The organism is Rhodococcus sp. 7Tela_A2 (assembly GCF_049311045.1).
GTDB lineage: Bacteria > Actinomycetota > Actinomycetes > Mycobacteriales > Mycobacteriaceae > Rhodococcus.
The window spans coordinates 50,546-64,802 of sequence record NZ_JAXION010000003.1; the positions used below are offsets into that span (position 1 = coordinate 50,546).

Below are 14,257 nucleotides of genomic sequence, written 5' to 3' on the forward strand. Positions count from 1 at the left end.
GCGGGGTCGGGCGATCGCCATGACCGCAGAGGAGATCGACGCCTTTCTCTCGGAAGAGAGGACGTGCCGGGTCGCGACCGTCGGTAAGGACGGCAGTCCGCATGTGGCTCCGCTGTGGTTCGTGTGGGACGGGACTTTCGTCTGGCTCAATTCGGTGGTGCGAAGCCAGCGGTGGACCGATCTCGAGCGCGATCCGCGTATTGCCGTCGTCGTCGACGGCGGGGTCGAGTTCGGAGACCTGCGGGGAGTGGAGATCCGAGGCGCCGTACGGGCTGTCGGTGATGTGCCCCGCGGAACGGATCCGGACGGCACGCTTCACGGGGTCGAACTGGCGTTCGCCCGGAAATACACGGGCAGAGACGAATTCGTTGCCGACGGGCGGCATGCCTGGCTCCGGGTCACCCCCGAGTCGATCGCCAGCTGGGACTTCCGTAAGTTCCGCCGGGGCCACTGAGAGCGCGTACGTGCCGCAGGGCGTGCGCGTGCGACGGGCTCTCGATGCCGAGCACCGTTCGGGTGAGGAGTACGAGTCCCCACGGTCCGATCACCCAGATCGGCCACGGGTAGACCAGCGAGGTCGTGGCGAGCGAGACGAGTACCCAGACCAGGACGTTGATCGCGCCCACACTCGCCCATATGGACCACTCGATGCGCTGGTGTGCCGAAAGCCGGCGGCGGGAGCGGCCGGCCGCCGAGGGGCGTTCCGGCGACATGCTCACCGGAAGGCCGGTGAACTGTTCGCGTGCTTCGGCGACGGTGTCGGACGCGTAGATACGGGCTGCTCGCCGGTCGAATTCGTCGACCGTCAGGCGACCGGCGCCGACATGACGGACGAGTTCGTCGACGTACCGCGCGCGCTCGGGTTCTGATATCCGCAGATTCTCGGTGGACATGGGGTCCTCCAGGAGGATTCCGAGGGAGATTCCATTGTGGAATGTCGGTGTGTCCATGGTGGATATGCCACAGTGGAATGTCAACCCCTCGACGACAGGAAAAACGCATGGCCGGACGTCCCCTCAACGCCACAGCGGCGTCCCTCCTGGGGTTTCTCCACGAAGGCCCCAAAACGGGTTGGGACCTTGTCACCACGGCGCAGGAGCGAATCGGGAAGTTCTGGTCGCTCACCACCAGCCAGGTCTATCGAGAACTCTCGGCGATGGAACGCGACGGCCTGATCGAAGCGGGAGAGACGGGACCGCGAGCCCGCAAGCCCTACGCTCTCACCGACGACGGCCGGCGCGCGTTCGCCGACTGGCTCGAGCGTGATCCCGGGCCGGAGAACATCCGGCATCCTCTTCTGCTCACCGTGGCTTTCGCCGAGCATCTGCCGGCGCACAGGCTGGTCGAGATCCTCGCCCACTATCGGGCCGAGCACGAACGGCAACTCTCCGAGTACGAACAGTTGCTGGCAAGCCACGTACTGCCGGACTATCCGGCCGCTACCGTGGAATTCGGCATCGCGTACGAGCGCGCTGTCCTGAGCTGGCTTCGCGGCATGGACGAGCGACTCGGCGGAGCGGTCAACGCAGCGGATCGAAATGCGCCGACAACGGATCCTGATGTCCGGTAATCGCATTCGCCAGCATCCGGCCCGTCATCGGTCCCAGCGCGACGCCCCACATGCCGTGCCCGCCCGCAACGAAGACCCGAGGTGAACGTGTGCCTCCGATCAGGGGCAGACCGTCGGCGGTGCAAGGCCTCGACCCCACCCACTCCTCGTGCCGCCGGTCCCAGTCGATCCGCGGCAGGAGCGGACGGGTCGCGTCGACGATCGCCGTGATCCGCCGCGGATCGAGCGGGGCGTCGGGACTGCGGAACTCCATCATTCCGGCGATGCGGAGCCGGTCGTGCAGCGGCGTGCACGCCACGCGCTGGGCAGGGAAGTAGACGGGATGGTCGAGTGGCTCCTCCGGACGAACGGTGAAGCTGTAACCGCGCCCGGCCTGCACTCGCGTGCGGACACCGAACGGACGCGCAAGCGCATCGAGCCGCGCTCCGGTTGCGAGCACGACGGCATCGGCGGCCGCCCGCCGCCCGTCCGCCGAGACGACCTCGACCGTGCCACCCGAGTCGCGTACCGCCGTCACCTCGTAGCCCGCCACCACCTCTCCGCCCCGGACGCGAACGGACTCGGCGAGCGCCGACATGAAGCGGGGCGGATCGAGGAACCGCTGCCCCCGGATGCGCAACCCCGCGCACACCGGGTCGCCGAGCGCCGGGGCCAGCGCGTGCAGGCTGTCCGCATCCAGCAGATCGAAGTCGACCTCTCCGCCTGCTGCCCGTGAGTGGTCCAACTCCGTTATCAGGTGGTCGCGGTCGGATTCGCTCGTGAACGCGGCGAGGAACGGGTCTGCTTGCCGTGTCCGTTCGGCCACGCCGCCGGCTGCGAGGACGTCGTACGCCTCGGGTGCGATCCGGTCGGTGCGGGCGAAGATCTCCGCCGAGCGCTTCCAGCGCCGCGTGGTGCAGTGCCGGGCGAAATCCGCGAGGAACCGCAGAAGCCGCAGGTCGGTGGTGAAAGGCACGTATACCGGCGACGACGGCGTGAGCACCGAACGAAGCCCGTACCTCAGCACGGACGGTTCCGGCAGCGGCAATGTCAGTGCCGGGGCGAGCCAACCGGCATTGCCCCACGAGGCGTCGGCTGCCACGCCGGTACGGTCCAGCACCGTCACCTCGAGGTCGTGTTCCTGGAGGAACCACGCCGTCGACAGCCCGACCATGCCCGCGCCGACAACCACCACCCGACGAACTGCCATGACGCACTCCCGTCGTTCGAGTGACCCCGCCACCATGATGGACCCCGGCGGCGCGCGCCGCGAATCGCGGTGAGCAACGGGAGTGTTACTGCCGGGTAACGAGTTTCGTCGGAGACCGGTGTCGCGGGGGATTGTCGGTTACGGTCGGCGCAGTCCCATGCGCGAAGGGTTGTTGCCGATGCCGCTCTACGAATACCGCTGCGTCGACTGCGGTCCGTTCGACGTATCCGCTCCGATGAGCGACGTCCGCCCCACCACCGCATGCCCCGCGTGTGCCGCCGAGTCACTGCGCGCGGTGACCGCGCCACGACTCGGGCGCGGCCGCACGGCGGCGATGCGCGTGCTCGATTCCACCGCGCGCACCGCGTCCGAACCCGCTGTGGTGTCGGGTGCGATACCCGGTAGTCCGCGCACGCCACCGCGTCCGGTCACCACCGATCCTCGTCATCGAATGCTTCCCCGGCCCTGACCTGGCCGGAATACGGCTCGCACCCCCGGTCGCTCAGCCCCCGGTGCTCACTCCAGGAGGTTCCCTTGCCCGACGTCATCTTCCCGCTCGACTCCAATCGCAAGTTCACCGAGCAGGAGAAGATCGGCCACAACCGGTGGCACCCCGACATTCCGCCCGTCGCGACGGTCAAGCCGGGAGACTCGTTCCGGGTGCACTGCCGCGAGTGGTTCGACGGCGAGATCCACAACGACGACAGCGCCGACGACATCCGCAATGCTCCGCTGCACACCGTGCACGCGTTGTCCGGGCCGTTCGCGGTGGAAGGTGCGAAACCCGGGGATCTGCTGATCGTCGACATTCTCGACCTCGGGCCCATCCCGCAGGAGGATTCCGGGCCGCTCGCGGGACAGGGCTGGGGGTACACCGGCATCTTCGCCAAGCCGAACGGCGGCGGGTTCCTCACCGACCAGTTCCCCGACGCGTACAAGGCGGTCTGGGATTTCTCCGGTCAGACGGCAACGAGCCGGCATATTCCGCACGTGTCTTTCACGGGCATCGTGCATCCGGGACTGATGGGCACGGCCCCGTCGCACGACCTGCTCTCGACGTGGAACACGCGCGAGGCCGCACTCATCGCGACCGACCCGGAGCGTGTTCCGCCACTGGCGCTTCCGCCGGAACCGAACGGGGCGATTCTCGGTGCTCTGACAGGCCCCGAGTTCGATCGGGTCGCGGGGGAGGGCGCTCGTACCGCACCGCCGCGCGAGAACGGCGGCAACCAGGACATCAAGAACCTCACCAAGGGCAGCCGCATCTTCTATCCCGTGTTCGTCGACGGCGCGAATCTGTCGGTCGGTGACCTGCACTTCTCCCAGGGCGACGGCGAGATCACGTTCTGCGGCGCCATCGAGATGGGCGGGTTCATCGATCTTCGCGTCGACATCATTCCCGGCGGGATGACGACCTACGGCGTGAGCGAGAACGCGATCTTCATGCCGGGCAACACCGACCCGCAGTTCTCGGAGTGGCTGGCGTTCTCCGGAACGTCGGTGACGCTCGACGGTGAACAGCGGTACCTGGATTCGCAACTGGCGTACCAGCGCGCGTGTCTGCACGCCATCGACTACCTCACCAAGTTCGGTTACACCCCGGAACAGGCCTATCTTCTGCTCGGCGCCGCGCCCATCGAAGGCAGATTGTCGGGAGTCGTCGACATCCCGAACTCGTGCGCGACCGTCTACATCCCGACCTCGATCTTCGACTTCCCGGTCTCCCCGAGCGTCGACGGCCCGTTCCGGATCGATCCGGGTGCGGGGGCGCCCCGCTCGCCGGCGTAAACACGTCCTAAGATCCCGTTCGAAAGTTCTGCTGCCGAAGGGGACAAGAATGAGCACACACGTCGAACAGCGTGAGTTCCAGGCCGAGACGCGCCAACTGCTCGATCTGATGATCCACTCGATCTACTCCAACAAGGACACGTTCCTTCGTGAGTTGATCTCCAACGCCTCCGACGCGCTGGACAAGCTCCGGCTCGAATCCTTCCGCGACAAGGATCTGCAGGTCGACACGTCCGACCTGCACATCGAACTCGAGGTCGACAAGGAGGCCCGCACCCTCACGGTCCGCGACAACGGCATCGGCATGACGCGCGACGAAGTCGTCGATCTGATCGGCACGCTCGCGCGTTCGGGCACCGGTGAACTGCGGCAGAAGTTGCGCGAAGCCAAGGACGCCGCCGCATCCCAGGAACTGATCGGCCAGTTCGGCATCGGTTTCTACGCCTCGTTCATGGTCGCCGACAAGGTCACGCTGGTCACCCGCAAGGCGGGCGAAGCCTCGGGAACCAGGTGGGAATCGAGCGGAGAATCCACCTACACGATCGAGACCGTGGACGACGCCCCGCAGGGCACGTCCGTCACCCTCCACCTCAAGCCGGAGGATGCCGACGACCACCTCTTCGACTACACCTCGCAGTGGAAGCTCGAGGAGATCGTCAAGAAGTACTCCGACTTCATTGCCTGGCCGATTCGTATGGAGGTCACGCGCACCACCAAGGGTGAGGACGGTACCGACGAGGTCGGCGTCGAGACCAAGACGCTCAATTCGCAGAAGGCACTGTGGGCGCGCTCGCGGGACGAGGTGTCCGACGAGGAGTACACCGAGTTCTACAAGCACGTCGCGCACGCATGGGACGAACCCCTCGAGATCATTCCGATGCGCGCGGAGGGGACGTTCGAGTACCAGGCGCTGCTCTTCATTCCGAGCCATGCGCCGTTCGACCTGTTCACCCGGGAGCGGACGACAGGCATCCAGCTCTACGTCAAGCGCGTCTTCATCATGGACGACTGCGAGGATCTCGTTCCCGAGTACCTGCGGTTCGTCAAGGGTGTGGTCGACGCGCAGGACCTCTCGCTCAACGTCTCCCGCGAGATCCTGCAGCAGGACCGGCAGATCCGCGCGATCCGCCGCCGCCTCACCAAGAAGGTCCTGTCGACGGTCAAGGACATGGCGACGCAGGACGCCGAGAAGTACCGGACCTTCTGGAACGAGTTCGGCCGCGTCCTCAAGGAAGGCCTGATCTCCGATACCGACAACCGCGACACGCTTCTCGAGATCGCGTCCTTCGACTCGACGGCGAGTGACGACGAGCAGACGACGCTCGCCGGATACGTCGAACGCATGAAGGACGGCCAGGACGAGATCTACTACATCACCGGCGAGTCCCGGCAGCTGCTCGAAAGCTCGCCGCACATGGAGGCGTTCGCGGCGAAGGGCATCGAGGTGCTCTTGCTGACCGACCCGGTCGACGAGATGTGGGTGACGTCGGTTCCGGAGTACGACGGCAAGCCGTTCCGCTCCGTCGCCAAGGGCGAGGTCGATCTCGACACCGAGGACGAGAAGAAGGCGGCCGAAGCCGAACGCGAGGAGCAGGAGAAAGAGTTCGGCGACCTGCTGACGTGGATGAAGGACACCCTCGACGAACACGTCAAGGAGGTGCGGCTCTCGTCGCGCCTCACGACATCGCCCGCCTGCATCGTGGGCGACACCTTCAGCATGTCGCCGGCGCTCGAACGCATGTACCGGGCATCGGGCCAGCCGATCCCGCGAACCAAGCGCATCCTCGAACTCAACGCCGGACATCCGCTCGTCTCGGGTCTTCGCACGGCGCACGCGGAACGCAACGACGATCCTGCGCTCGCCGAGACCGCGGAACTGCTGTACGGGATGGCGCTGATCGCCGAAGGCGGTGAGGTCGAGGACCCGGCGCGCTTCACACGGCTCCTCGCCGACCGCCTCGCCCGCACGGTGTAGTCGGGCCCAAGGGGGCGGTGTGATCGGGCCCGGGGGCGGTGCGGAACCGACGTCCGCTTCCGCCCCCCCTGGCTCTGCCCGCCACGTCATCGATAGGGTCGGTTCATGAGTGACGTGGGTGGAGTTCTGTTCGACATCGAGGGCGTGATCGTCACCTCGTGGAAGCCGGTGCCGGGGGCCGCCGACGTGCTGGCCCGGTTGCGCGAGGACGGCGTGACCCGGGCATTTCTCACCAACACCACTTCGCGCACGCGCTCCGCGATCGCGCGCTCGCTCACCGATCTGGGAATGCCGGTCGATCCGGACGAAATAGTGACGGCCGCGGGACTCACCGCGGAATACGTCCGGCAGACCTACCCGGGCCGCCGCTGCTGGGTACTGAACGACGGTGATATCGAGGACGATCTCGAGGGCATCGTGCAGGACGACGTCGATCCCGAGGTCGTCGTCCTGGGTGGAGCAGGTCGTCATTACGACCACCGCGCGCTGAGCAGGGTCGCGGACCTGATGCTCGGCGGAGTGCCTGTCGTTGCGATGCACCGGGCGATGTCGTGGCAGACGGACGACGGGTTGCGCCTCGACACCGGGTCGTACCTCGCCGGGCTCGAGGAGTTGACCGGCCGGACCGCGGTGACGGTAGGCAAGCCCTCGATGCGCGGGTTCCTCGTCGCGGCGGACCTGATGGGCGCGGAACCCGACTCCATCGTCGTGGTCGGTGACGACCTCGCGGGTGAGGTGGTTCCCGGTCAGCGGCTCGGTATGACCGGAGTTCTGGTACGTACCGGGAAGTTTCGCCAGTCGGTGCTCGATCTCTCGGTCGACGAGCCCGACCATGTGATCGACTCGGTGGCCGATCTGCCGGCACTGCTCGACGCCCTCTGAGGACGCACGTCCACCTGTGAGGTGGTTCCTCGCGCCCGTCCGGTGTGATCGGTACCCTACCGCCGGGGGATCAGCCCTCACCGTCTCCTGTAGAGGCAATCCAGCGCAGAGGAGTGCTCTTTGTCCATTCGATCCTTCCGTTCCGTTCTCTCCGGCCGCCGTGTCGCACGCGCCGGTGTGCTCGTCGCCCTCGGCGTGGCGTCGGCCGCTTTCATGGGGACCGGGACCGCGGCGGCCGCTCCGGTGACGTGTCTGTCTCCGCCGTCCGCAAACCAGATCCTCGTCTCGGACGCCGCGAGTTGCGGCGCGACGGCCGCTCCGGGCGCCACGGCGCGCGCGTCGGCTGCCGACAGCGGCACCGCGGTGTCCGTCGCGGAGCGAGGGGGAGCTGCCGAGTCCCACGCAACCGGATTCGGCACTGCGCTCAGCGGGGCCGCCGACGGAGGCCGCTCCTACGCGTACGCGCTCGGCGGCGGGCTGAGTCATTCGTGGGCCGAGGGACCGGCCATGACGGTGTCGGTCGCGGGCTGGGGCTCGGGTGCGACCGCCGATACGACCGGCGTGACCTGCGTGGGTGCCCAGTCGTTCGCGGTCAACACGGCGACCGGTCAGTGGTGCGCCGTGGGTGTCGGTTCTACGCGTCGATAACTTTCTTCCGCGTTTTTCCGCTGCACTGTGACGGGGGTGGTGTGTGCCTGTAATCTTGCACTCACCACCCCCGCGTGGTAAGAATGCACTTAGCACGCGCCACACCTGAGTGCCAGGTCGGGACGGTGAGACCGGGAATAACGACACTCCCTGGTCGTCCGTCGCGGGCACTGAACCCGGCCGGCAAGCGTGTCACCCCCATACCCGGAGGATCACTTCGCAATGGCCAAGATCATCGCGTTCGACGAAGAGGCTCGTCGCGGCCTCGAACGGGGCCTCAACAGCCTCGCCGACGCAGTCAAGGTGACGTTGGGCCCCAAGGGTCGCAACGTCGTTCTCGAGAAGAAGTGGGGCGCTCCCACGATCACCAACGATGGTGTGTCCATCGCCAAGGAGATCGAGCTCGAGGACCCGTACGAGAAGATCGGCGCCGAGCTGGTCAAGGAAGTCGCCAAGAAGACCGACGACGTTGCGGGTGACGGCACCACCACCGCCACCGTTCTCGCCCAGGCGCTGGTGCGCGAGGGTCTGCGCAATGTTGCAGCAGGAGCAAACCCGCTCGGCCTCAAGCGCGGCATCGAGAAGGCCGTCGAGGCTGTCACGGCCCGGCTGCTCGACACCGCCAAGGAAGTCGAGACCAAGGAGCAGATCGCTGCTACCGCCGGCATCTCCGCCGGTGACCCCGCGATCGGTGAGCTCATCGCCGAGGCCATCGACAAGGTGGGCAAAGAAGGCGTCATCACCGTCGAGGAGTCGAACACCTTCGGCCTTCAGCTCGAGCTGACCGAGGGCATGCGCTTCGACAAGGGCTACATCTCCCTCTACTTCGCCACTGACGCAGAGCGTCAGGAGGCAGTGCTCGAGGATCCCTACATCCTGCTCGTCAGCTCCAAGATCTCCACGGTCAAGGACCTGCTGCCGCTGCTCGAGAAGGTCATCCAGTCGGGCAAGCCGCTGCTGATCATCGCCGAGGATGTCGAGGGCGAAGCCCTGTCGACCCTGGTGCTGAACAAGATCCGCGGCACCTTCAAGTCCGTCGCCGTCAAGGCTCCGGGCTTCGGCGATCGCCGTAAGGCTCAGCTCGCCGACATCGCCATCCTCACCGGTGGCGAGGTCATCAGCGAAGAGGTCGGCCTCTCGCTCGAGACCGCCGGCGTCGAGCTCCTCGGCCAGGCACGCAAGGTCGTCGTCACCAAGGACGAGACCACCATCGTCGAGGGTGCGGGCGATCCCGACTCCATCGCCGGTCGCGTCAACCAGATCCGCGCCGAGATCGAGGCGTCGGATTCGGATTACGACCGCGAGAAGCTGCAGGAGCGCCTGGCCAAGCTGGCCGGTGGCGTCGCCGTCATCAAGGCCGGCGCTGCGACCGAGGTCGAGCTCAAGGAGCGCAAGCACCGCATCGAAGATGCCGTGCGTAACGCCAAGGCAGCAGTCGAAGAGGGCATCGTCGCCGGCGGTGGCGTTGCACTTCTGCAGGCCGCTCCGGCTCTGGACGAGCTCAAGCTCGAGGGCGACGAGGCGACCGGTGCGAACATCGTCCGCGTTGCTCTCGAAGCACCGCTGAAGCAGATCGCCTTCAACGCCGGCCTCGAGCCCGGCGTCGTTGCCGAGAAGGTTCGCAACCTGCCCGCGGGCCACGGCCTCAACGCCGCGACCAACGAGTACGGCGACCTGCTCGCTGCAGGCATCAACGACCCGGTCAAGGTCACCCGCTCGGCGCTGCAGAACGCAGCGTCCATCGCGGCTCTGTTCCTGACCACCGAGGCCGTTGTCGCCGACAAGCCGGAGAAGTCTTCTGCTCCGGCCGGCGATCCGACCGGCGGCATGGGCGGCATGGACTTCTGATCCAGCCCCCGGCATACGCCAGGTAGTCCTCCGCGCGGGGCCCCCCCCCCCCCCCCGCGGCATGTCCGGGGAACCTCGTTGTTCCTGATGCGTTCGGCAGGAACGCATTCCCGGGATTACCGAGCGGACGACCTGCGTAACTCGCGGCCGCTGAGTGCCCGGGGTGCGTACACGGCCCGGCCCCGTCCTTCCGGCCGCGACCCTGACCTTCGAGACCCGAAATCCCACCCCCGAACCCGATGTCCGATTCATTCCCATTGGGAGGTCTATGGTGTATCAATTGACAGAGCCCTCGATTATTCGGGGCGGTAACTCAGCGTCGCCGTTTGGCTGACGAAAGCACACGGGAGGTCGGTCGAGTGATCTCGGCGTTGTTCCGGCGAGCGATCGCCACTGTAGGGATAGGGGTGCTGGTTCTCCTCGGAGCACCGGGCATTGCTTCCGCCGAGCCTGTTTCGCATCTGTCCCGCGTCGAGGTCAAGAGCGATCGCGTCGTGGTGGCCCACGTGTACTCCGCAGCGATGGATCGTGAAGTGGCGCTGCGCGTGTACACGCCGGCGGACACGAGCGTGCCGAGTCCGACGCTCTATCTGCTCAACGGCGCCAGTGGCGGGCAAGGGGTAGCCACCTGGGATGCGCGGACGAACATGGACGAGTTCTTCGCCGACAAGAACGTCAACGTGGTCACTCCGTTGGACGGCTCGTTCACCTATTACACCGATTGGCTCGAGGACGACCCGATTCTGGGCCGGAACAAGTGGACGACGTTCCTCACTCGTGAACTGCCGCCGATCATCGATGCCGAATTCGGCACGACCGGCACGAATGCGATCGCGGGATTGTCGATGTCGGGGACTTCGGTTCTGAGTCTCGCGATCGCGGAGCCGACACTGTACAAAGCGGTGGGTGCCTACAGCGGCTGTGCCGAAACGAGCACCGAACTCGGGCAACTTTATGTCCGGGCAGTGGTGGAGAGTCGCGGAGAAGCGAACGCGGAGAACATGTGGGGCCCGTACGGCGGCCCCGGTTGGGTCCAGAACGATCCCTTCGTCAACGCCGAGAAGTTGCGGGGCATCGATCTCTACATCTCCTCGGCCACCGGGCTGCCGGGTGAGCATGATCGTCTCGGCTCTACCTGGGTCGGCGACGATCCGGGCCTGCTGGCGAACCAGGTGGTTGTCGGAGGCGTGATCGAGGCGGCGGTCGACAACTGCACGCGCCGGTTGGCTGCGCGCCTGGAGGAGCTGGAAATTCCCGCTGTGTTCGACTTCCGTCCGGCGGGAACGCATTCCTGGGGTTATTGGGAAGACGATCTGCACAACTCGTGGCCCATGCTTGCGAACGCACTCGAGGTGAGCTGAGACGACACCGACCCGGTGCGCGCACTTGACGAACCGGTCATCACCTTCGATGGTGATGACCGGTTCGTCGTATACGGCGGTTCGCGGCAGCGGACAAAATCCGTCGTTGGCGTCGCTGTCGACGGATGACCGGGTGGGTCCGATGTGGCCGGACCCCAGGTGCACGCCTGGGAAACTGGGCTGACTCCCACCGGAATGTCCGTTTCGCACTATTCCTCCTTCTCGTGGTGTATCTATTGATGCGTCTCCGGACTATTCGGAGGCGGTCATCGGGCGTCGCCGCGTGCGTCGACGAAGCATCAGGGAGGGTCGAGTGATCTCGGCGTTGTTCCAGCGGATACTTGCGGTGGTGGGGGTAGCGGCGACGGTTCTCGTCGCGCTGCCGAATATTGCGTCCGCACAGAATGTTTCGTATCTGTCCCACATCGTTGTCGAGAACGAACGCGCGGTGGTGGCCCACGTGTACTCCGCGGCGATGGACCGGGTCGTGCCGCTTCGTGTGCGCACACCGGCCGACACGAGTCACGCCGCCCCCACGCTCTATCTGCTGAACGGGGCCGGCGGAGGGCAGGGGGTGGCCACCTGGGACGAGCAGACGGACATCGACGAATTCTTCGCCGACAAGAACGTCAACGTCGTGACTCCGCTGGACGGATCATTCAGCTACTACACCGACTGGCGACGGGACGATCCGGTACTCGGCCGCAACAAGTGGACCACCTTCCTCACGCGTGAGCTTCCTCCGGTCATCGATGCCGCCTTCGGTACGACGGGTGTGAATGCCATCGCGGGGCTGTCGATGTCGGGGACGTCGGTGTTGGGCCTCGCCATCGCGAAGCCGACGTTGTACCGGGCGGTAGGCGCCTACAGCGGATGTGCCGAAACGAGTACAGAACTCGGGCAACTCTATATCCGGACCGTGGTCGAAAGCCGCGGAGGAGCCGATGTGGAAAACATGTGGGGCCCGCTCGACGGTCCCGGATGGGTCGAGAACGACCCGTACGTCAACGCCGAGAAGTTGCGAGGTATCGACCTCTATGTCTCCTCGGCTACCGGACTCCCGGGCAAGCATGAGCACCTCGGCGCCCGTTCGGTCGGGAACGACCCGGCTCTGCTGTTGAACCAGGTGGTGATGGGCGGCGTGATCGAGGCTGCGGTCGACGACTGCACACGGCGTCTCGCAGCCAGGCTCGAAGAGCTGGATATACCCGCTGTTTTCGAGTTCCGCCCGACCGGAACGCATTCCTGGGGCTACTGGGAAGACGACTTGCACAACTCGTGGCCCATGCTTGCGAGGGCTATGGAGACGCGCTGATATTTGCACAGTCGGGTGCGCTCACCTGTCATGGGCGCACCGCGATCTACCGTGCGAATTATGTTGATGCGCAGCGGATTAGCGAATCATCAGCGCTCACGACTTCTCCACAAAAACCATTGACGCTTTAAGTACCGGACAGTATGGTTGGCCCCACGGCACCCGCTCGGATCCGAAATTTACTGTGCCGCAACCGATCTGTTTCATCGTCTCCAGGAGGACACATGGGTAGCACAACGATCACCGAGATCATCAACTTCTTCTTCTCGCTGCTCCTGCAGACCGCGCAGTTCATCAGCTGATCGCCGCATAACCCGATCGCCGCTGTACCCGATCGCTGGTTGTACCTGACCGTCGATCGTCGCTCTATCCGACGCCCGGGGGCATGACGTCTCCGGCAGGAATCTGGAGGAAACATGGGTAGCATCTCGAGTGGTTTCGAAGCCATCAGCCAGTTCGTCGAACTGATCCTGGTGATCGCGCCGGTACTGCTGACCGGCTCGCTGTAAAGAGTGGATTATGAGGCCGTGAGTCCCGAGGTTCGGGGCTCACGGCCTCTTCCGTTTCGTGGGCGCGTTCGTCAGCGCCGGACCGCCGGTTCCCTCCGGCCTGATCAGCTTTGCAGCGCCGGCTCGGCCGATTGCTTCGCGAGTCGGGCGGCGATCGCTGCACACACCAGCAGCTGAATCTGGTGAAACAGCATGAGGGGAAGAATGATCAGTCCGATGGGTTCTCCGGGAAACAGAACCGTGGCCATCGGCAGGCCGGTGGCGAGCGACTTGGTGGAACCGCAGAAGAGGATGGCCGTCCGGTCCTCGTACGAGAATCCGAGTTTGGCGGGCGCGTACCAGGTGAGCGCCAGCACGATCGCCAGCAGGAGTATGCACACTCCGGCGAGTGCAAGCAGACGCAGAACAGACAACTGGGTCCAGATGCCCTCGTTCATGCCGCGACTGAACGCGACATAGACGACGAGCAGAATGGAACCGCGGTCGACGAGCTTGAGGGGCTTGCCGTGTGCCGTGACCCAGCCCCCGATCCAGCGGCGCATGACCTGGCCCGCGACGAAGGGGACCAGCAACATGAGCACGATGTCCAGCACTGCCGCGGAACTGAAGGTCACTCCTTGCGTACTCATCGTCACTGCGACGAGTGCCGGGGTGAACAGGATTCCGAGCAGGCTCGAGGCAGATGCCGAGACGACCGCGCCGGGGATATTGCCGCGAGCAACGGAGACCAGTGCGATCGAGGACTGCACTGTCGAGGGCAGCAGGCACAGGTACAACACACCCAGATAGAGCGGCTCGGTGAGCAGCCACGGAACGAAGACCTTGGCAGCAAGGCCGAGGAGCGGGAAGATCACGAAGGTGACCGCGAGAATGGTCGCGTGCAGCCGCCAATGTCTCAGGCCCGCCACGGCTTCGGCGGTAGACAGGCGCGCGCCGTACAGGAAGAAGAGAAGGCCGATCGCGATCTTCGATGCCCATGTGAAGACATCGAGCCCGACGCCGTGTGCGGGCAGGGCCGCGGCGACGGCAACTGTCAGCACGATTCCGACAAGGAACGGGTCGAGTCGATTGAGAAACGGGATCTTCGCCAGCATGGTTCGACGCTAGGCCATGGTGGGCTGATTCGAGAAGCCGATTACCGCGATCACTGTGATCACAGATTGTGATTGAAT

At 65.5% G+C, this 14,257-nt stretch carries 13 protein-coding genes; 10 read left to right on the forward strand and 3 right to left on the reverse strand.

The window, feature by feature from the left end; all coding sequences use genetic code 11:
- The first annotated feature begins 19 nt into the window (after positions 1-19).
- A complete protein-coding gene (locus tag TVH25_RS01205) occupies positions 20-454 on the forward strand; it encodes a pyridoxamine 5'-phosphate oxidase family protein (RefSeq protein WP_169619599.1) in 435 nt (144 codons plus the stop codon).
- Here TVH25_RS01205 and TVH25_RS01210 read toward each other — a convergent pair.
- Complete coding sequence (locus tag TVH25_RS01210; protein ID WP_296550309.1) at positions 399-950, reverse strand: DUF1707 SHOCT-like domain-containing protein; 552 nt, start codon at positions 948-950, stop codon at positions 399-401. The genes TVH25_RS01205 and TVH25_RS01210 overlap by 56 nt on opposite strands.
- Positions 951-1,000: 50 nt before the next feature.
- On the opposite strand from TVH25_RS01210, the gene TVH25_RS01215 reads away from it, so the two are divergent.
- Positions 1,001-1,570, forward strand: coding sequence for a PadR family transcriptional regulator (locus TVH25_RS01215; RefSeq protein WP_422423177.1), 570 nt, complete (start codon positions 1,001-1,003; stop codon positions 1,568-1,570).
- On the opposite strand, the gene TVH25_RS01220 is transcribed toward TVH25_RS01215, so the two are convergent.
- Positions 1,521-2,759 carry an NAD(P)/FAD-dependent oxidoreductase gene (locus TVH25_RS01220; RefSeq protein WP_422423178.1) on the reverse strand — a complete coding sequence of 413 codons (1,239 nt, stop codon included), beginning with the start codon at positions 2,757-2,759 and terminating at the stop codon, positions 1,521-1,523. The two genes, TVH25_RS01215 and TVH25_RS01220, sit on opposite strands and share 50 nt — an antisense overlap.
- Before the next feature lie 178 nt (positions 2,760-2,937).
- Between TVH25_RS01220 and TVH25_RS01225 the strand changes: the two genes are divergently transcribed.
- From TVH25_RS01225 to TVH25_RS01260, 8 genes are all read left to right on the forward strand, one after another.
- A complete protein-coding gene (locus tag TVH25_RS01225; protein WP_169651574.1) occupies positions 2,938-3,228 on the forward strand; it encodes an FmdB family zinc ribbon protein in 291 nt (96 codons plus the stop codon).
- A 65-nt stretch (positions 3,229-3,293) separates the two neighbouring features.
- Positions 3,294-4,547, forward strand: coding sequence for a formamidase (gene fmdA, locus TVH25_RS01230; RefSeq protein WP_422423179.1), 1,254 nt, complete (start codon positions 3,294-3,296; stop codon positions 4,545-4,547).
- A 49-nt stretch (positions 4,548-4,596) separates the two neighbouring features.
- Positions 4,597-6,522, forward strand: coding sequence for a molecular chaperone HtpG (htpG, locus tag TVH25_RS01235; RefSeq protein ID WP_422423180.1), 1,926 nt, complete (start codon positions 4,597-4,599; stop codon positions 6,520-6,522).
- A 105-nt stretch (positions 6,523-6,627) separates the two neighbouring features.
- On the forward strand, positions 6,628-7,404 hold the full coding sequence (locus TVH25_RS01240; protein ID WP_422423181.1) for an HAD-IIA family hydrolase: 777 nt from the start codon (positions 6,628-6,630) through the stop codon (positions 7,402-7,404).
- Between the two features lie 120 nt (positions 7,405-7,524).
- Complete coding sequence (locus TVH25_RS01245) at positions 7,525-8,052, forward strand: DUF6764 family protein (protein WP_169651315.1); 528 nt, start codon at positions 7,525-7,527, stop codon at positions 8,050-8,052.
- A 222-nt stretch (positions 8,053-8,274) separates the two neighbouring features.
- A complete protein-coding gene (groL, locus tag TVH25_RS01250; protein ID WP_169619250.1) occupies positions 8,275-9,900 on the forward strand; it encodes a chaperonin GroEL in 1,626 nt (541 codons plus the stop codon).
- Positions 9,901-10,226: 326 nt separating this feature from the next.
- A complete protein-coding gene (locus TVH25_RS01255; RefSeq protein ID WP_296550284.1) occupies positions 10,227-11,261 on the forward strand; it encodes an alpha/beta hydrolase in 1,035 nt (344 codons plus the stop codon).
- A 313-nt stretch (positions 11,262-11,574) separates the two neighbouring features.
- Positions 11,575-12,576, forward strand: a complete 1,002-nt coding sequence (locus tag TVH25_RS01260; RefSeq protein ID WP_346765030.1) for an alpha/beta hydrolase family protein — start codon at positions 11,575-11,577, stop codon at positions 12,574-12,576.
- Between the two features lie 613 nt (positions 12,577-13,189).
- Here the strand turns inward: TVH25_RS01260 and TVH25_RS01265 are convergent.
- Positions 13,190-14,179 (reverse strand): bile acid:sodium symporter family protein, encoded by a 990-nt coding sequence (locus TVH25_RS01265; RefSeq protein ID WP_169619252.1) that lies wholly within the window; start codon positions 14,177-14,179, stop codon positions 13,190-13,192.
- Between the last annotated feature and the right edge of the window lie 78 nt (positions 14,180-14,257).